Origin of the sequence: Pseudomonas luteola NBRC 103146, from assembly GCF_002091675.1 — a bacterium.
Classification (GTDB): Bacteria; Pseudomonadota; Gammaproteobacteria; order Pseudomonadales; family Pseudomonadaceae; genus Chryseomonas; species Chryseomonas luteola.
Genome location: NZ_BDAE01000019.1, coordinates 46733 through 65483, shown reverse-complemented (window position 1 = coordinate 65483; position 18751 = coordinate 46733). Strand labels below are relative to the sequence as shown.

Annotated in this window: 15 protein-coding genes; 7 read left to right on the top strand and 8 right to left on the bottom strand. The window is 54.3% G+C overall.

Translation table 11 applies throughout. The features are described 5' to 3' along the window. Window positions 1-102 precede the first annotated feature (102 nt). The 7 genes from pgi (at window position 103) to PLU01S_RS18505 (ending at window position 9497) form a co-directional block, all read left to right on the top strand. Window positions 103-1767, top strand: a complete 1665-nt coding sequence (gene pgi, locus PLU01S_RS18535) for a glucose-6-phosphate isomerase (RefSeq protein WP_074829443.1) — start codon at window positions 103-105, stop codon at window positions 1765-1767. 161 nt (window positions 1768-1928) lie between these two features. Beyond that, window positions 1929-3878 carry an acetate--CoA ligase gene (gene acs / locus PLU01S_RS18530; protein ID WP_074829445.1) on the top strand — a complete coding sequence of 650 codons (1950 nt, stop codon included), beginning with the start codon at window positions 1929-1931 and terminating at the stop codon, window positions 3876-3878. A gap of 90 nt (window positions 3879-3968) precedes the next feature. Continuing rightward, complete coding sequence (locus PLU01S_RS18525; RefSeq protein WP_074829448.1) at window positions 3969-4847, top strand: oxygenase MpaB family protein; 879 nt, start codon at window positions 3969-3971, stop codon at window positions 4845-4847. Window positions 4848-4918: 71 nt separating this feature from the next. Further along, complete coding sequence (locus PLU01S_RS18520; protein WP_074829452.1) at window positions 4919-5935, top strand: class I SAM-dependent rRNA methyltransferase; 1017 nt, start codon at window positions 4919-4921, stop codon at window positions 5933-5935. An 80-nt stretch (window positions 5936-6015) separates the two neighbouring features. Continuing rightward, a complete protein-coding gene (locus PLU01S_RS18515; RefSeq protein WP_074829454.1) occupies window positions 6016-8874 on the top strand; it encodes a DUF748 domain-containing protein in 2859 nt (952 codons plus the stop codon). An 8-nt stretch (window positions 8875-8882) separates the two neighbouring features. Further along, window positions 8883-9176, top strand: a complete 294-nt coding sequence (locus PLU01S_RS18510) for a DUF2845 domain-containing protein (RefSeq protein WP_074829457.1) — start codon at window positions 8883-8885, stop codon at window positions 9174-9176. A gap of 9 nt (window positions 9177-9185) precedes the next feature. Next, entirely contained in the window at window positions 9186-9497 is a 312-nt protein-coding gene (locus PLU01S_RS18505; RefSeq protein ID WP_074829460.1) for a DUF2845 domain-containing protein, read from the top strand. Here PLU01S_RS18505 and PLU01S_RS18500 read toward each other — a convergent pair whose 3' ends face one another. From PLU01S_RS18500 to nusA, 8 genes are all read right to left on the bottom strand, one after another. After that, window positions 9498-9941 (bottom strand): PA2169 family four-helix-bundle protein, encoded by a 444-nt coding sequence (locus tag PLU01S_RS18500; RefSeq protein ID WP_010796816.1) that lies wholly within the window; start codon window positions 9939-9941, stop codon window positions 9498-9500. Between the two features lie 54 nt (window positions 9942-9995). Beyond that, a complete protein-coding gene (locus PLU01S_RS18495; RefSeq protein ID WP_010796815.1) occupies window positions 9996-10358 on the bottom strand; it encodes a BON domain-containing protein in 363 nt (120 codons plus the stop codon). A 235-nt stretch (window positions 10359-10593) separates the two neighbouring features. After that, window positions 10594-12699, bottom strand: a complete 2106-nt coding sequence (gene pnp, locus PLU01S_RS18490; RefSeq protein WP_074829466.1) for a polyribonucleotide nucleotidyltransferase — start codon at window positions 12697-12699, stop codon at window positions 10594-10596. Between the two features lie 154 nt (window positions 12700-12853). Next, window positions 12854-13123, bottom strand: a complete 270-nt coding sequence (rpsO, locus tag PLU01S_RS18485; protein ID WP_074829470.1) for a 30S ribosomal protein S15 — start codon at window positions 13121-13123, stop codon at window positions 12854-12856. 95 nt (window positions 13124-13218) lie between these two features. Beyond that, window positions 13219-14133, bottom strand: coding sequence for a tRNA pseudouridine(55) synthase TruB (truB, locus tag PLU01S_RS18480; RefSeq protein WP_074829471.1), 915 nt, complete (start codon window positions 14131-14133; stop codon window positions 13219-13221). Between the two features lie 2 nt (window positions 14134-14135). Continuing rightward, a complete protein-coding gene (gene rbfA, locus PLU01S_RS18475) occupies window positions 14136-14516 on the bottom strand; it encodes a 30S ribosome-binding factor RbfA (RefSeq protein ID WP_019366080.1) in 381 nt (126 codons plus the stop codon). Between the two features lie 94 nt (window positions 14517-14610). Beyond that, window positions 14611-17205 (bottom strand): translation initiation factor IF-2, encoded by a 2595-nt coding sequence (infB, locus tag PLU01S_RS18470; protein WP_010796810.1) that lies wholly within the window; start codon window positions 17203-17205, stop codon window positions 14611-14613. 26 nt (window positions 17206-17231) lie between these two features. Next, the gene (gene nusA, locus PLU01S_RS18465) at window positions 17232-18713 is read right to left on the bottom strand and encodes a transcription termination factor NusA (RefSeq protein ID WP_010796809.1); all 1482 of its coding nucleotides are present in this window, start codon (window positions 18711-18713) and stop codon (window positions 17232-17234) included. Window positions 18714-18751: the final 38 nt, after the last annotated feature.

Here is an 18751-nt window from a genome sequence, read left to right as displayed (position 1 = left end):
GACGCGCTCTATCTGGCGTGCTATAGCCGGGCGTGCCACAAGCTTTATCCCAAGATGTAGTGCACAACGTACGACAATACCTACAGAAGGAAGCGAATCCCAATGGAGTATTACAAACAGCCTATCAACGTTACCGAGTTGAAGTCTTGGCAGGCACTGACAGAACATCGTCAGGAGATGCAGTCCTTCACTATGCGTAATGCGTTCGCGGCGGACCCAGGACGCTTCAAGCAATTTTCATTGAGCGCCTGCGGGCTGTTTCTGGACTACTCCAAGAACCTGCTAACTCAGCAGACTCGCGACCTGCTGATCAACCTGGCACGTGAAGCAAACCTTGAAGGCGCGATCAAGGCGTTATTGTCAGGCAAGCCCGTCAATTCCTCGGAAAATCGTCCTGCACTCCATACAGCCCTGCGCCGCCCGCTAGGCGACAAGGTGATGGTGAACGGGCAGGATGTCATGCCGGAGGTACATCGCGTACTGGGCCGCATGACCGACCTGGTCAACCGTATCCATAACCGCCTCTGGCGAGGACACACAGGCAAGCCGATCACAGATGTCGTCAATATCGGAATCGGCGGCTCCTTCCTCGGGCCCCAGCAGGTTGCCGAGGCACTCACGCCTTACGCACAGTCGCAGGTCCGCTGCCATTACCTCGCAAACATCGATGGCAGCGAATTCCATGAACTGGTGACCGGCTTGGAAGCCGAAACGACCTTATTCATCGTTTCCTCCAAATCCTTCGGTACCCTGGAAACCCTGAAAAACGCCCAGGCTGCACGTGCGTGGTGCCTTGGCCAGGGCTGCGCCGAGCAGGATCTGCATAAGCATTTCATTGCGGTCTCCAGTAACGTGAAGACAGCCGTTGAGTTCGGGATCAGCGAAGAAAACATTTTCCCGATGTGGGATTGGGTCGGCGGCCGTTACTCGCTGTGGTCGGCAATCGGCCTGCCTGTTGCCATTGCCATCGGTGTATCCAATTTCAAGGAATTGCTGGCTGGCGCCTATGCTATGGACCAGCACTTCCTGAACACGCCCTTCGAAAGCAACCTGCCCGTGCTGCTGGGCCTGCTGGGTGTGTGGTATGGCAACTTCTGGGATGCTCAGAGTCACGCTGTACTGACCTACGATTACTATCTGCGCGACTTCACTAAGCATTTGCAGCAGCTGGATATGGAGTCCAATGGCAAGCGTGTTCGCCAGGACGGTACTCCTGTCGCCACGGCAACCGGCCCGGTCATCTGGGGTGGCGTAGGCACCAATGGGCAACACGCGTATCACCAGCTGATGCACCAGGGCACCCCGATGATTCCATGCGATTTCATCGTGCCGGCCTCCAGCCATCATCCCATTGCTGACCATCACCCCTGGTTATATGCCAATTGCCTCTCCCAGAGCCAGGCCCTTATGCGCGGCAAGACGCTTGAAGAAGCGGAAGCCGAACTGCGCGCTAAGGGCCTGCCTGATGAGCAAGTAGCATTCCTGGCTCCGCACAAGGTCATCCCGGGCAACCGCCCCAGCAATACGCTGGTATTCGAGCGCGTAACCCCGAGCAGCCTAGGCGCCCTGGTGGCGCTCTATGAGCACAAGGTATTCGTACAAAGCGTGATCTGGGGTATCAATGCCTTTGACCAGTGGGGCGTAGAGCTGGGTAAAGAGCTGGGTAACAGCGTCTATCAGCATTTGGTTGGTAATGGAGAAGAGGCTGCGGAAGATGCCTCGACTCAAGGTCTGATCGAGTACTTCCGCCAGCACCATCGCGGCTGACCAATCCGCTCCGCTCAAAACGCCGCTCTTGCGGCGTTTTTTTATTTTCACCTACGACTTTCGGCCAGAAATACACACACTCTATCGCCTGGCTGAACCCCATCGCCCAAATAGCGCCTAATGTGGATGGAAGCGGAGAACAACCACAACAGGAGCCCGCCATGTCGGAACACCATCGCTACCCCGTGCCCGAAGCAGTGCAAAAGCAAGCCCTTCTGGATAAAGAAGGCTATGAGCGTCTCTATCGCCAGTCCATTGAAGACCCTGAGCGCTTTTGGGGTGAGCAGGCCAAAGCCATGCTTGACTGGTTCAAACCGTGGGATGAAGTTCACCATAGCGATCTGGCCAAGGGTGAAGCCTCATGGTTCAAGGGTGGTCAACTGAATGTGTCCTACAACTGTGTCGACCGCCATCTGGACAAGCGTGCGGACCAGGTCGCCATTATCTGGGAAGGCGACAATCCCTCCGATTCCCAGAAAATCACCTACCGTGAGTTGCACCAGAATGTTTGCAGGCTGGCTAACGTTCTGAAGGCGCATGGCGTCAAGAAAGGCGACCGTGTGTGCCTGTATCTCCCCATGATTCCCGAAGCGGCCTATGCCATGCTGGCCTGCTCCCGGCTGGGTGCGGTCCACTCTGTGGTGTTTGGCGGTTTTTCTCCCGATGCCCTGCGCGACCGTATCCTGGATGCCGATTGCCGTACCGTCATTACCGCCGATGAAGGGACCCGCGGCGGCAAATGTGTCCCGCTCAAAAACAATGTGGATAAGGCCTTAGCCTCATGCCCGAATGTTTCCAATGTGATCGTAGTACAGCGCACCAAGGGCAATATTGCATGGACCGAAGGTCGGGACGTTTGGTACCACGACGCCGTGCAAAACGTCAGTGATGAATGTCCAGCCGAACCGGTGGATGCGGAAGATCCGCTCTTCATCCTCTACACCTCGGGCTCGACCGGTAAACCCAAAGGGGTATTACATACCACCGGGGGTTACCTGCTGGGCTCTGCAATGACCTTCAAGTATGTATTCGATTATCACGAAGGTGAGATCTTCTGGTGCACCGCGGACGTCGGCTGGGTAACCGGCCACAGTTACATCGTCTATGGTCCCTTGACCAATGGGGCAACAACGCTGATGTACGAAGGCATGCCCAGTTATCCGGATGCCTCACGCTTCTGGCAGGTCGTGGATAAGCATCAGGTTAACATCTTCTATACAGCCCCCACCGCCATTCGGGCACTAATGCGTGAGGGAGACGCCCATGTGCACAAAAGCTCCCGCGCCAGCCTCCGCTTGCTGGGTAGTGTAGGCGAGCCCATTAACCCTGAAGCGTGGGAATGGTACTACCGCGTCGTAGGTGAGAAGCGCTGCCCTATTGTCGACACATGGTGGCAGACCGAAACAGGCAGCATCCTGATCGCACCGCTCCCTGGCGCAACGGACCTCAAGCCCGGCTCGGCTACACGCCCCTTCTTTGGCGTTCAGCCTGTTCTTCTGGACGACAAGGGCAAGGAGATCGAAGGTCCTGCCGCAGGTGTTCTGGCTATCAAGGCCAGCTGGCCCAGCCAGATCCGAAGCATCTATGGCGATCATCAACGTATGATCGATACCTACTTCAAGGCCTACCCCGGCTACTATTTCACCGGTGACGGTGCCCGCCGTGATGAAGATGGATATTACTGGATTACCGGCCGCGTGGATGACGTAATCAACGTATCCGGCCACCGGATCGGCACGGCAGAAGTGGAAAGCGTGCTGGCTTTGCATGACGAAGTAGCCGAGGCCGCTGTAGTAGGCTGCCCCCATGATGTGAAAGGCCAGTGCGTCTATGCATTTGTCACCCCAATGGGCGGTGTGCAACCCACGGATGAGCTGAAAAAGCGCCTGCTGGCTCAGGTCAGTTCCGAGATTGGCAGCTTTGCAAAGCCGGACTTCCTCCAGTGGGCGCCGCGGCTACCCAAGACACGCTCTGGCAAGATCATGCGACGTATCCTGCGCAAGATTGCCTGTGATGAGCTGGACACTCTGGGCGATACCTCCACCCTGGCTGATCCTTCCGTCGTGCAGGAGCTGATTGAGCATCGGCAGAATCTTGCAGCCAAAAAGTGAGTAAAACCGCCGCCGCCGGGCATAGCGTTGGATGTCTGGCGGCTCGTTATCCATTAAGCTTTACGTGAGGAAGCATCATTTGGGGCTGTAATGGAAATCCTGCGACGCCGTATTGAAAGTCAGGTCATGAGCCTTACCGGGCTAAGCCTGGGCGGAGTCGATTACGAGAACCCACCTGGGGACCCTGGCCTGTTCGGACCTGACTCCGCCTGCTGGAAGGTACACAGTGACTTTACCTGCATGATGATCGGCGGGGTCGCCGCCCTGCTTCTGCAAATGCTGCATCCCTTGGCACTGGCAGGTGTCTGGGATCACTCCCGCTTTCGAGAAGATATGCTGGGCCGATTACGGCGTACGGGCCAATTCATTGCCGCCACTACCTTTGGCAACCAGGCCGACGCACAACGGTTGATCGAAAAAGTCCGGATGATTCATGGCCATATCAAAGGAGTTGCCCTGGATGGACGCCCTTACGCAGCCGATGATCCTGATCTTTTAACGTGGGTACATGTCGCGGAGGTGAGCAGCTTCCTGAAAGCCTACCTTCGCTATTTCAATCCCCACTTTTCCCTTGCGGAGCAGGACCGTTATTACCGAGAAGTTCCCCTGATTGCCAGGCAACTGGGCGCTCAGCAAGTCCCCGCATCACGGATAGAAATCGAACATTACCTCAATACGATGCGCCCAGAGCTGGTCTGCGATGAACGTACGCGTGAGATTACACAGATCCTGCTCTCAGCCCCAGCCCCCAGTGCGCTGGCCAAGCCATTCGGTTCACTGATCATGAGAGCAGGGATTGATCTGCTACCCGAATGGGCCGCTCAGCAACTGGATATCCTGCCCGGCCATGCGGAGCGGCATCTGGTAAGGGCCGGCGTCAACCGTACAGCTCCCCTGTTACGCTGGGCGGTTCGCAACGGCTCTTCACATCGGGCACGCCGCCGCATGGGTCAGCCCACCAAGCCCTGATCGGTCGCACGGCCGCCCACAATAATCTGTATTCTGTACGCCTTTATTGCTCTTCGCTTCAAGGCCTGCCCATGCAAACCCTTTTCTCCGCTCTGGACTCAGCATTGTCCCGCCGTGAGTCGCTCCTGGCACGACTCCATACCCAGGGTACGGACTGCTATCGACTGTTTCATGGATCACAGGAGGGAGCAGCAGGACTTACGCTCGACCGGTACGGCCCACAATTACTGATTCAGAGCTTTCACGCCCCTGTCGAAAATGACGTGATCCTTGCACTGCATCAGCAGGTTCAGCGTTTTTTGGGCCAGGAATTATTTCTCGTCTATAACGACCGGTCGCAAGGCAATTCCCGGATTGATCGCAGCAGCACCGCCCATACAACCGAACCAGATGCACTGGAGGCCACCACCGCTCACGAATGGGACTTGACCTATCGTGTGCGGGGCCGCCATGCCGGCCAAGACCCGTTACTCTTTCTTGACCTGCGTAACGCGCGAGGCTGGGTCAAGCAGAACAGCCAGGACAAGTCAGTCCTGAATCTCTTTGCCTATACCTGCGGTGTAGGACTCTGCGCTGCGGCTGGTGGAGCGCAGGAGGTCTGGAATCTGGACTTCGCTACGCGCAATCTGGCTGTAGGTCAGGAAAACGGTACTCTCAATCCTTCATTGCCGCCCATGCAGTTCGTTCAGTCGGACTATTTCCCCGCTATTCGCCAGCTAGCCGGCTTACCTATCACTCATCGTCGAGGCCAGCGCTTGCCCAGTTATCCTCGCCTGGACCCAAAGCAATTCGACCTTGTGTTTCTTGATCCACCGGCTTGGGCCAAAAGTGCCTTTGGAACGGTAGACCTTCAGCGTGACTATCAAAGCCTGCTCAAACCAGCGCTCCTAGCTACTGCCGAAAACGGCACCCTGGTGTGCTGTAACAACCTGGCCAAAGTCTCCATGGCAGAATGGCGCGAGTCTATTCTGCGCTGCGCCAGCAAACAGGGAAGACCGGTACGTGACTGTCAGGTTATCGCGCCAGACGAGGACTTCCCGTCCTTTGACGGCCAACCGCCCCTTAAGATCTTGATTTTACAGTTGTAACGATCACGCTTTGCGCATGCTGCCGTTGGCACCACAGCGGCACGTGCGATACTGGAGAGCACTCTTGATGGATAGACGCCATGCCCAAAGCATTGAAACGCGCCGCCATTGTGTTGTCGCTCCTCCTGCTGTATTGCCTGCTTGGTTTTCTGATTCTCCCGCGCGTTGCGTTGCACGTTGCAAACCAACAGTTGACGCGTTACACCACGCAGCCTGCTCAGATCGATAAGATCAGCCTTAATCCCTTCACATTTGAAGTAGAACTGAAAGGGTTTCGCATTGGCTCTCCCGAACACCCCGTCTTGGCAGCCAAGCGCCTCTATGCTGACCTTGAGCTGAACAGCTTATGGCGAAGGGAAGCACATCTGGCGCGTCTGGAGCTGGAAGAGCCCGTTGTCGACGTTACGCTCGAGAAAGACGGTACGCTAAATCTTACCGAGCTGTTTAAAACGCCTGAGAGTTCTGACCCTCAAGACAAGCCTACGGCAAATGCAACCGAGCCACCCTTTCCCTTGACCATCGATGCTCTTGTCCTTCAGAGGGCCCAAGTGCATTACCGAGATCAACAGCTCAAACAGCCCGTCGAAGTCAGTTTCAACCCCATTGATCTGACCCTGGAAAACATCGGCACCCGCACAGAAAATCCAGGCCGCTACAGCCTGAATGCCCAAGCAGGCCAGGATGGGGCACTCACAAGCGAAGGAACGCTCCACTTGGTCCCCTTCACCCTTAATGGCTCCCTGGAGCTCAAGGAGGCTGCGCTGGCCCCCTGGTGGACCTACGTCAGCGAAGCACTACCGCTTTCACTCGATAAGGGTCGGTTGAATGGGCATGCTCAGTACCACCTCGAAACAGGAAATACCTTTCAACTACAACTGTCCAAGACCAGCCTGAGCCTTGATGAGTTTTCCAGCAAAGCAGTCAATGCCACGCCACAGATACATCTAAACCACCTCGCTATTGCCGATGCCACACTGGACCTGACCAAACGCCAGATCCATCTGGGAAAGCTCGAGACCCGAAACTTGGAGGCCTGGGTATCTCGGGATCGGGACGGTCAGCTGGATTGGGCCAAGCTGTTCACCTTCCCAGAGCAACCCGAGGCATTGCCCGACACACCGAATTGGCAGATCAGCATTGGCAAGACTGACCTACAAGGCGGCCGCCTTCATCTAAAAGACCTGGCCGCTTCAGCACCTGTAGATCTGGACATAAAGGACATCAACCTGGCGTTGTCCAACCTTGATCTGGCAGGCCAAATGCCGACCACGGTCAACCTCAACGCTCAAGTTGGTCTACATGGGCAGCTTGAGGTTAGCGGTGAGCTGACATTGAATCCTGTGACCGCTCGCCTGCATATCGTGAATAATGATATCGACCTGCGTCTGGCCCAAGCCTATATTGCCCCCTATATCCGCCTTGAAGTGCGGAGCGGCATGCTGGCAAGCGACATCAATCTCTCCCTTCATGATACAGCGCCTCTTGCCTTGTCCGTGACCGGGCAGGCCCAGCTCACCCAGCTGCATACTCTAGATACCCAGCGCCAGCGTGACTTCCTGCGCTGGCAAACGCTTACGCTAAAAGGTATCAGCTACGAGCATGGCCAGCGTCTCGCCATTGATGACATTACCCTGCTGCGCCCCTATGCCCGTCTTATTATCAACGAAGACCTGACCACTAACTTTCGTCAGCTGCTGATTCCTCAACCCAAAGACGAAGCACCTGACGACACCACTCCGCTAACCCTGCACATCGGCGGTATTCATGTCGTTAACGGCTCGGCCAATTTTGCAGACTATAGCCTTACGCCCAGCTTCATAACGGCTATTCAGGAGCTGAACGGTCAGATCGGCACGCTGGATACAAAGGCCTCCGATCCGGCGGAAATAAGCCTGACCGGCAAGGTGGATCGCTTTGCACCCGTCAATATCAAAGGTCGTCTGAACCCACTGGATCCGCTCAACAAACTCAACGTGACAGCGGCATTCCGTCATGTTGAACTTACAACCCTCACGCCCTATTCCGGAAAATTCGCCGGCTATGCCATCCGCAAAGGGCGCCTGGACCTGGATCTCAACTACCGGATCGACAACAGCAAGCTGGATGCTCAAAACCATCTGGTATTGGATCAACTTGAGCTAGGTGAACGGATTGACAGCCCTGATGCCGTCGACCTGCCTGTCAGGCTTGCGGTTGCGCTACTCAAGGACTCCCACGGCAGAATTGACCTGACTCTCCCTGTCGCGGGTAACCTCAACGACCCTAACTTCAGCGTGGCGCCCATCATCTGGCAAACGATGCGCAACGTCATTGCAAGGGCCGTCCAATCGCCCTTCAAGATGCTGGCAGGCCTGGCAGGTCGAGCAGAAACGGATCTCAACGAGATACCCTTTGAAGCGGCCTCGGTCAACTTGACGGGTGAGGCGCGTCAGTCGCTCGATACGCTGGCCCAGGCGCTAAAAAGGCGTCCGCAGCTGCAACTGGATGTAGAAGGCCGTAGCGCGGTTGAGATCGACGGCCCTTCACTTTCTGCGCAGCGCTTGGAGCGCGAATTCCAGACACAGTACTACAATTTGCTGCAGCGGCGAGGCGGCAAGGTTCCCGCAGATGCCACCCAGCTTGCCGTACCGGAAGATATGCGACCTGCCTTGCTAGAAGGGATTTACCGTACCCGCCTTAAACAACAGCCGCCTGCCGAGTGGACACACCTGAGCGATACCGAGCGGCAGCAGCGTCTGAGTGCCGCCATTCTTGACTCATGGAAAACGAGTGATCTGCTTCTGCGACGACTGGCACAGGCGCGTGCTCAAAACATCAAGCAATACCTCGTAGAAAAGACCGGGCTTGAGGAAGGGCGTATTTATTTAATTGATGTCAATACAAGCCAGCAAGGCAATAATGGGCGTATCGCGGCACAACTTCATCTTGGCAGTAGCTAGGACAGCAGATGAGATACACCACAACCGCCATAGCCCTATTACTAGCGCTCTCCGCCTCGGTGGCGCTAGGTGACACGCTCCGCTGCGGCAGTAACTTGGTTAACCGGGGCGACCGTACGTTTGAGGTACAACGGAAATGCGGCGAACCTGCGCATCGAGATTTTATAGGCTACACGCAGGGTGACTATGGTCGTAGGGAATCGACACGGGAAGAATGGGTTTACGGTCCCTGGAATGGTGGAATCTACATTTTGACATTTGAAGCCAACCGACTTGTCAGCATCGAATTCACACGTGATTAGAGCCTGTTCATGCCCTTTAATGCTCTTCGAGTCTCTGTACTGCTCATCCTCTCTACCATAGTGTGGCCTGCTCATGCCGAGTCCTTACGATGCGGTAGTCAGCTGGTCAATACAGATGACCATATCAGCGAAATTTACCGTAAATGTGGAAGGCCCGGCAGCCGTGCTAACTTGGGTTACATTGAGATCGTAGACAGTTACAGAAGACGCAGCGACGTTAAAGTCGAAGAATGGGTGTATGGCCCATGGAACGGCATGTATCACTATTTGACGTTTCGCGGCGACCGGCTGTTCAAGATTGAAAGCAAGCGCGGCCAGTAATTAGGCCACGTTAAGGCGAAGCTTGAGCTCTAAAAGGTGATCATGGCACAGCTTGGCTTTTTGTAGCTGCTCCTGAACCAGCGGCTTGGCTTCCAGTTCGGGCATATCGTGTATGGCCTGTTCCAGCAGGTGGAGAAGCTGGTCCTCAGACTCCTCTAATACTTGAATATAGGTGGTATCCCCCGCTTCTGCCAGAGCAGCTCTGGTCTGTTCATAAAGCACTTTGAAAGAGCTTACAAAAAGACTGTCATTAGCAGGCTGCCTGCCATGCAAGGATGTCTGGCTACTTAACAGGATAACCAGACCCGCTTTCATCTGAGCCATCTCAGAGAACAACGCTTTGAGCTGGGGACTGCTCACTGCATTGATCGCTGACTCGTAGAATGTTCTGCCATTACGAGAAACTTCAATCAGATCCACAAAGGCATCTGCTTTTCCAGACATGGCACTTACCTCACAGATACTAAAAGTGGCGGGCTTCAAGCCCGCCACCTTAGATTACTCGGCCGATTTCAAGCCATCAGCCGATACGGCTTTAACGCCTTTGATATTTTTTGCTTTCTCAACAGCCAGCTCACGCTGAGCGTCTGTCGCAACGGTACCTGAAAGGGAGACTACACCTTTGTTGGTCTCGACCTTGATATCGGTCCCTTTGATATGATCATCAGCAAGGAAAGAAGATTTCACCTTTCCAGTGATCCATGTGTCGGAAACTGTTTCCTCTGCCTTCTCCACGTTGTCATTAGCGGCCAACGTCATCGTTTGATGGTTTGTGGCAGCAAACGCACCTCCGGCAAGCGGCATGCTTAGAGCGGTAACAGCGGCGGCGGCAAGAGCGAAATGGCTGAAAGTCTTCTTCATGGTGTGACTCCTGTTTTGAGTGTACGCCGTATCCTGGCGCTAGCACTAATCATGATCGCAATCAGCATGCCAAGTCGGCCTCATAAAAAAATCATTAAATATCAATAAGTTAACAATTTGGCTTTTTAATAAACCGTTGCACATTGCAATAAATCGTTCATGCAATACATGCAAGTTGCATGAACAACGGACATAAAAAAGCCCAGCCAAGGCTGGGCTTTCAACTTACTAACTATCAGGCGCCAGAAGCTTCAGCTGCTGCGACATCCTTGATAGAGAGCTTGATACGGCCGCGGTTATCCACGTCCAATACCAATACCTTCACTTCCTGTCCTTCTTTCAGTACATCGGAAACCTTCTCGATGCGCTGATCGCTGATCTGAGAAATGTGTACCAGACCATCTTTACCAGGCAGGATATTTACGAACGCACCGAAATCGACAATGCGCTCGACCTTACCAACGTAAATCTTGCCGATTTCAGCTTCTGCAGTAATACCCAGAACGCGCTGTTTGGCGGCCTCGGCAGCTTCACGGGTTTCGCCGTAAATCTTGACGCTGCCATCATCTTCGATGTCGATCGACGCCTTGGTTTCTTCACAGATTCCACGAATAACAGCGCCGCCTTTACCGATGACGTCGCGGATCTTGTCCGGCTCGATCTTCATAGCAATCATGGTCGGTGCATTGGCAGACAGCTCTGCACGCGGCTTGGCGATTACCTGATTCATTTGGGATAGGATATTGAGGCGAGCCTCTAGAGCCTGAGCCAAAGCGACTTCCATGATCTCTTCGGTAATACCGTTGATCTTGATGTCCATCTGCAGAGCGGTAACGCCCTTGTCAGTACCGGCCACCTTGAAGTCCATATCGCCAAGGTGATCTTCATCACCTAGAATATCGGTCAGAACAGCAAATCTGTCGCCTTCCTTTACCAGGCCCATCGCAACGCCAGCAACCGGAGCGCGAACTGGAACACCAGCATCCATCAATGCCAACGAGGCACCGCAGACAGAAGCCATGGAGCTTGAGCCGTTTGACTCAGTGATCTCTGAAACAACACGAATGCTGTAAGGAAACTCTTCCTGAGAAGGCAGCATAGCCTGCACACCACGGCGTGCCAGACGGCCATGACCGATTTCACGGCGGCCTGGGCTACCCATACGTCCGCACTCACCGACCGAGAAAGGCGGGAAGTTGTAGTGCAGCATAAAGGTGTCACGGCGCTCGCCTTCCAGCATGTCGAGGATCTGAGCATCGCGGGCAGTACCCAGGGTAGTCGCTACCAGCGCCTGAGTTTCACCACGCGTAAACAATGCGGAGCCGTGAGTCTTGGGCAGCACACCCACTTCAATATTCAGCGGACGAACAGTACGGGTATCACGACCATCGATACGCGGCTTACCGCCTACGATGTTCTCACGTACAGTGCGATATTCCAGCAGGCCAAAAATTTCCTTGACCTCGGCGGTACTGTACTGACCCTCTTCCTCACCCGCAAACTTGGCCACAGCCTGATCGCGCAGCTCACCCAGAGCCGCATAACGGTCCTGCTTGATGGTAATGGTATAAGCCTGAGAAATTGCCTCACCAAATTCGGCACGCAGCTGGTTAACCAAAGCTGTGTTCTCGACCGGAGCTTGCCAGTCCCACGTAGGCTTGCCTGCTTCAGCAGCAAATGCCTTGATTGCCTCGATGACAACCTGGAACTCTTCATGGGCAAACAGTACAGCGCCCAGCATCTGGTCTTCAGTCAGCTCGTCCGCTTCGGACTCAACCATTAGAACCGCGTCAGAGGTACCTGCGACAACCATGTCCAGGCTGGAACTCTGAAGCTGCTCATAGCTTGGGTTGATGATATAGCCCAGCTCTGGGTGGAACCCTACGCGTGCAGCACCAATCGGGCCTGCGAACGGAATGCCGGAAATAGCCAGAGCGGCAGACGTACCGATCATGGCAGCAATATCCGGATCAGACTTCTTGTTGGTAGAAACTACAGTACAGACAACCTGTACTTCGTTCATGAAGCCTTCGGGGAATAGAGGACGAATCGGGCGATCGATCAGGCGGGAGGTCAATGTTTCCTTTTCGCTTGGACGACCTTCACGCTTGAAATAGCCACCGGGGATACGACCTGCCGCATACGTCTTTTCCTGATAGTGGACAGACAGCGGGAAGAAGTCACGGCCTTCTGCTGGAGACTTGGCACCCACAACAGTGACCAGAACGCTAACGTCTTCAGTACTGACAAGTACTGCACCACTGGCCTGACGCGCAATACGGCCCGTCTCCAGGGTTACGGTCTGCTGACCGAATTTGAATGTCTTGATTACTGGATTCACAGTATTTCCTTCTTGTATTGCCCTTGGGGAAATCTTGAGAGCGGCGGGGTATCGGACCCGGCGCGATCTCAGGGGACGCATGAAGCAAAAAAGCTGGAAACCGGCATAGCCGACCCCCAGCTTTTAAGCGACTAGCGTCCAGCTTGCATCGTGATCAACGACGCAGGCCCAGACGGCTGATCAGGTCACTGTAACGAGTAGTGTCCTTGGCCTTCAGGTAGTCCAGCAGCTTACGACGCTGGTTAACCATACGGATCAGACCACGACGGCTGTGGTGGTCCTTGCTGTTGGCCTTGAAGTGACCCTGCAGCTTGTCGATATTGGCAGACAGCAGAGCAACCTGCACTTCCGGAGAACCGGTATCGCCTTCGCCGCGCTTGTAGTCGCTAACGATCTGGGCTTTTTCTTCAACGCTAAGTGCCATGATAGGGCTCCTAGATATAACAGGCCGAGGGAACTACCCCCGTGTTCAGAGAAGAGGAATGACCATGCCTGTTAACAGCCACCCTCATATCAGTCTTACGACCGAACCAAACGACGCGGCGCAATACGCCCGTCGTCAGTCACCTCACCGATACCGATGAAGCGACCTTCATTATCCTGTACTCGCATCCAGCCAAATTTGGGCGCGTTCGCCGCTCGCACTGGCTGACCATGCAACCAATAGTAGGCTGTGTGCTCGGTCAGTTGTAGCAGCGGCCAGTGCTCCAGACCACTATCAACCGGGAGCAGGAAGGCATCCAACGCTTCTGCACCACCTTCTTCGTGCGCTTTTTCAAGCACCTCAAGGCTTACAGACTGAGCCAGAGCGAAGGGGCCTGCCTGGGTTCTGCGTAGTTCCGCTACATGAGCTCCGCAACCAAGCGTCTGGCCTAAGTCTTCGACCAGGGACCGAATGTAGGTGCCCTTGCTACAGTGCACATCGAGTGTAGCGCGATCCGTTGTCAGCGCCAGCAGCTCGAGACGGCTAATAGTAACAGAACGCGGTTCACGCTCCACCACCTCGCCTGCACGAGCCAGCTTATAGAGCGGCTGACCGTCTCGCTTCAGCGCCGAATACATAGGCGGAACCTGTAGGATATCACCTCGAAACACTGGCAGGGCTGCTTCTACGGCCGAGGCGTAAAGGTTCACCTCTCGACGGTCAACGATTTCTCCCTCGGCATCACCTGTCGTTGTAGTGACACCTAGCTGCATAACCGTTTCATACCCTTTATCCGCATCAAGCAGATACTGGGAGAACTTTGTTGCCTCACCAAAGCACAACGGCAAAACACCTGTTGCCAATGGATCAAGGCTACCGGTATGCCCCGCTTTTTCAGCATTAAGCAACCAGCGTACCTTCTGCAGGGCCGCATTAGAGGTCAGGCCTCTCGGCTTGTCGAGTACCAGAATACCGTTAACCGATCGACGGATTCGTTTCACTTGCGCCACGCTTACTCTCCATCCTCGTGACGACGATCTTCAGATACTGCACGCTCGATCAACGCAGACAGTTCCGCTCCGCGACGGATGCTCTCATCATAATGAAAGCGCATTTGCGGGATCGTCCTAAGCTTCATTGCGCGTCCTAACTGCTGACGCAAAAAGCCAGAGGCTTCATTCAGAATCCCTAAATTCTGGGCAATATCCTCAGACGAATCTTTACCCAAAACAGTAATAAATACTTTGGCGTGGGAAAGATCACGCGCCACATTGACGTCAGTAATCGTTACCAGGCCCAGACGAGGATCTTTAATTTCCCGCTGAATCAAAAGCGCTAACTCACGCTGCATCTGATCACCGATGCGCTGAGTACGAGTGTATTCTTTAGCCATCTTCGCTCTCTCTTAAAGCCAGGTGCTGTTAAAAAGACGAAGCTGGAAGCTGCCTTGCGGCACCTTCCAGCTCCTGGCTTTTCGCTTGCGTGAATTACAGCGAGCGTGCTACTTCGACCTTCTCGAAAACTTCGATCTTATCGCCGACCTTAACGTCGTTATAGCTCTTCACACCGATACCGCATTCCATGCCGGCACGAACTTCAGCCACGTCATCTTTGAAGCGACGCAGAGATTCAAGTTCACCTTCAAAGATCACAATATCTTCACGTAGAACACGAATCGGACGATTGCGATGGACCATGCCTTCAACAACCATACAGCCTGCAACAGCGCCAAACTTCGGCGAGCGGAAGACGTCACGAACTTCTGCAATGCCCAGAATGTTCTCGCGAACATCGCTGCCCAGCATACCCGTTAGCGCTTTCTTAACATCTTCGATAATGTCGTAGATCACGTTGTAATAACGTAGATCCAAACCTTCCTGCTCAATGATCTTACGAGCACCAGCATCGGCACGAACGTTAAAGCCGAAGAGAACCGCATTAGAAGCCAGCGCTAGGTTCGCATCACTTTCAGTGATACCCCCTACACCACCAGCAACAACACGCACCTGAACTTCATCGTTACCCAGACCACTTAGCGAGCTTTGTAGAGCCTCTAGAGAACCGCGCACATCGGACTTGAGAACGATGTTAAGCGTCTTTTTCTCGTCCTGGCCCATGTTTTCGAAAATATTTTCGAGCTTGCCTGCCTGAGCACGTGCCAGCTTGACCTCACGGAACTTACCCTGACGGAACAAGGCAACTTCACGCGCTTTTTTCTCATCGGTCAGAACAGTCAGCTCATCACCGGCATCCGGCGTGCCATCCAAGCCAAGAATTTCGACGGGGATGGATGGACCTGCCTCTTTGATCGGCTTGCCGTTCTCATCGAGCATGGCACGGATACGACCGAAGTTAACACCGACCAGGGCCATATCACCCTGACGCAGAGTACCGTTTTGCACCAGAACAGTAGCAACCGGTCCGCGACCCTTATCAAGGCGCGACTCAATTACTACACCACGACCTGGAGCCGAAGGTGTTGCAGTCAATTCAAGAACTTCAGCCTGCAGAAGAATGGCTTCTAACAGCTCATCAACGCCAGTACCTGCTTTGGCAGATACATGAACAAACTGAGTATCACCGCCCCACTCTTCTGGGATGACATCACGCCCAGCCAGATCATGTTTAACACGGTCCGGATCTGCATCAGGCTTGTCGATCTTGTTTACTGCAACAACAATCGGTACACCAGCAGCCTTAGCGTGCTGGATAGCTTCTTCTGTCTGTGGCATGACACCGTCATCGGCAGCGACAACCAGAATTACAATGTCGGTTGCCTGAGCACCACGAGCACGCATGGCGGTAAATGCTGCGTGACCAGGGGTATCCAGGAACGTCACCATGCCACGATCAGTGTTTACATGGTAGGCGCCGATATGCTGGGTAATGCCACCCGCTTCGCCTGCTGCAACCTTGGCGCGACGGATGTAGTCCAGCAAGGAAGTCTTACCATGGTCAACGTGACCCATGACCGTAACCACCGGCGCACGGTGAACCTGCTCGCCCTCGAACTTGAGGGACTCAGCCAGCTGCTCTTCCAACGCATTTTCGCTAACCAGCTTAACCTTGTGACCAAGCTCCTCAGCAACCAGCTGAGCGGTTTCACGATCCAGCACCTGGTTGATCGTGGCAGGCGAGCCCATCTTAAACATGAACTTGATGACTTCAGCTGCCTTGACAGACATCTGCTGGGCCAGCTCGGCAACAGTAATTGTTTCGCCTAAAGCGACTTCACGAACAACCGGCCCTGTAGGGTTCTGGAAGCCATGCTGGTTACGCTTTTTGAGCTTGGACTTGTTTCGGCCGCCACGGCGACCGCCAAAACCATCATCTTCATCATCGCCGGCGCTACGAACAACGCGCGGACTACTAACCTTATCCTTCTCCTTCAAGGAAGGACGGTGCTGTGCATGCTTGCGATCGCGACGCTCATCCTCATCCCGCTTGCCTGCTACAGGCGGCGCTACGGGACGACGCGGTTCTTCGCGCTTACGCTCATCAGATGCAGCTGCCGGCGCTGCCGGTGCTGCTTTATTTGCAACCACTTCTTCCACTACTTCCTCGGGCTTGGTTTCTGTAGCGGCTTTCGCAGCCGCTTCTGCCACTTCTTGAGCGGCCTTGGCAGCAGCCTGCTGGCGAGCTTCTTCTTCAGCTTTAAGGCGAGCTTCCTCTTCGGCCTTCAAGCGAATCTCTTCTTCTGCTCGCTGGCGAGCTTCTTCTTCGGCCTTCAAGCGAGCAGCCTCTTCGGCCTCGCGCTGCGCCTCAAGCTCACGCTGCTGTTCGGTCGCCAACTCATCGGGACTTTGCTTGACGTAGGTCTTCTTTTTACGGACTTCGACATTAACCGTCTTGCTTCCAGACACCTTCAATGTCGTTTGAGTCTTGCGCTGGAGCGTTATTTTACGCGGTTCGTCCAGCTTGGTGTTTCCTTTCAGATGAGACAGCAGTTTTTGCTTTTCAGTGTCGGTCACAACCTGGTCTGCACTGCTATGGGACAGACCCGCTTCCCGCATTTGCTGCAGCAGGCGTTCAACCGGTGTATTGACCGTTTGGGCCAGTTCTTTCACCGTGACTTGCGTCATGCACTCTTCTCCTCAGGCAGCACCGCTCACTCAAACCAATGGGCACGGGCAGCCATGATCAACTTGCCGGCACGCTCTTCATTCATGCCGTTAATATCGAGCAGGTCATCAATGGACTGCTCGGCAAGATCTTCGCGATTGGCAACGCCTCGCTGCGCCAGCTCAAGCGCGAGTTCCTCAGTCATGCCTTCGAGACTAAGCAAATCTTCTTCCGGCTTCTTGTCAGCCAGTTGTTCTTCCGTCGCGATGGCACGGGTTAACAGGCGGTCCTTAGCCCTATTACGAAGCTCATTGACGATGTCTTCATCGAAACCATCAATATTGAGCATTTCCTCCATGGGAACGTAGGCGATTTCTTCGAGCGTGGTGAAACCTTCTTCAACCAACACCTGAGCCAACTCTTCATCTACGTCCAGTTCGTCTACAAACTGCTGAAGAATATCGCCCGTCTCTGCCTGCTGCTTGGCCATGATGTCCTCTTCGGTCATCACGTTCAGCGTCCAGCCTGTCAATTGACTTGCAAGGCGAACGTTTTGGCCACTACGACCAATAGCCTGAGCTAAATTATCAGCGGCAACTGCGATATCCATGGTGTGGGTATCTTCATCAACAATGATTGACGCAACCTCAGCAGGCGCCATGGCATTGATAACGAACTGAGCAGGGTTGTCATCCCACAAAACGATGTCTACTCGCTCACCGCCCAATTCGCCAGACACGGCCTGGACACGCGATCCCCGCATGCCGATACAGGCACCCTGCGGATCGATACGCTTGTCTTTCGAGCGCACGGCAATTTTTGCACGCGAGCCTGGATCCCGAGCAGCGGCCATAACATCAATCAGCTGCTCAGATATTTCCGGTACTTCAATCCGGAACAGCTCAATCAACATTTCAGGCGCTGTGCGCGACAGGATTAGCTGAGGGCCACGATTTTCCGTACGGATTTCCTTGAGCAGTGCACGAACCCGAACGCCAACACGGAAGTTTTCCCGTGGGATGATCTGATCACGGGCCAGTAAGGCTTCTGCATTGTTGCCCAAGTCGACGATTACATTGTCTCGCGTAACTTTTTTGACTGTACCAGAAATGATCTCACCCACTTTCTCGCGGTAAGCATCAACAATCTGAGCACGCTCAGCTTCACGCACTTTCTGGACAATAACTTGCTTGGCTGTTTGAGCCGCAATGCGGCCGAACTCTATGGATTCGATCTTTTCTTCAATCAGATCGCCAATTTTGGCATCTGGATTGATTTCCTGAGCCTCATCGAGCGTCAGGTTTGCTGCTGGATTATCAAAGTCTTCATCTTTGACAACTGTCCAGCAGCGAAACGTTTCATAACTACCGTTGTGGCGATTAATAGCCACACGCAGCTCTACATCTTCTTCGTAGCGTTTCTTTGTGGCAGTGGCCAGGGCTAGCTCCAATGCCTCGAAAATGACACCGGGCGGAACACCTTTTTCATTGGAAACCGATTCCACTACCAGTAGAACTTCTTTACTCATCGTACGCCTCGCCTGTCGCAATCCTTTGGGATCCGCGG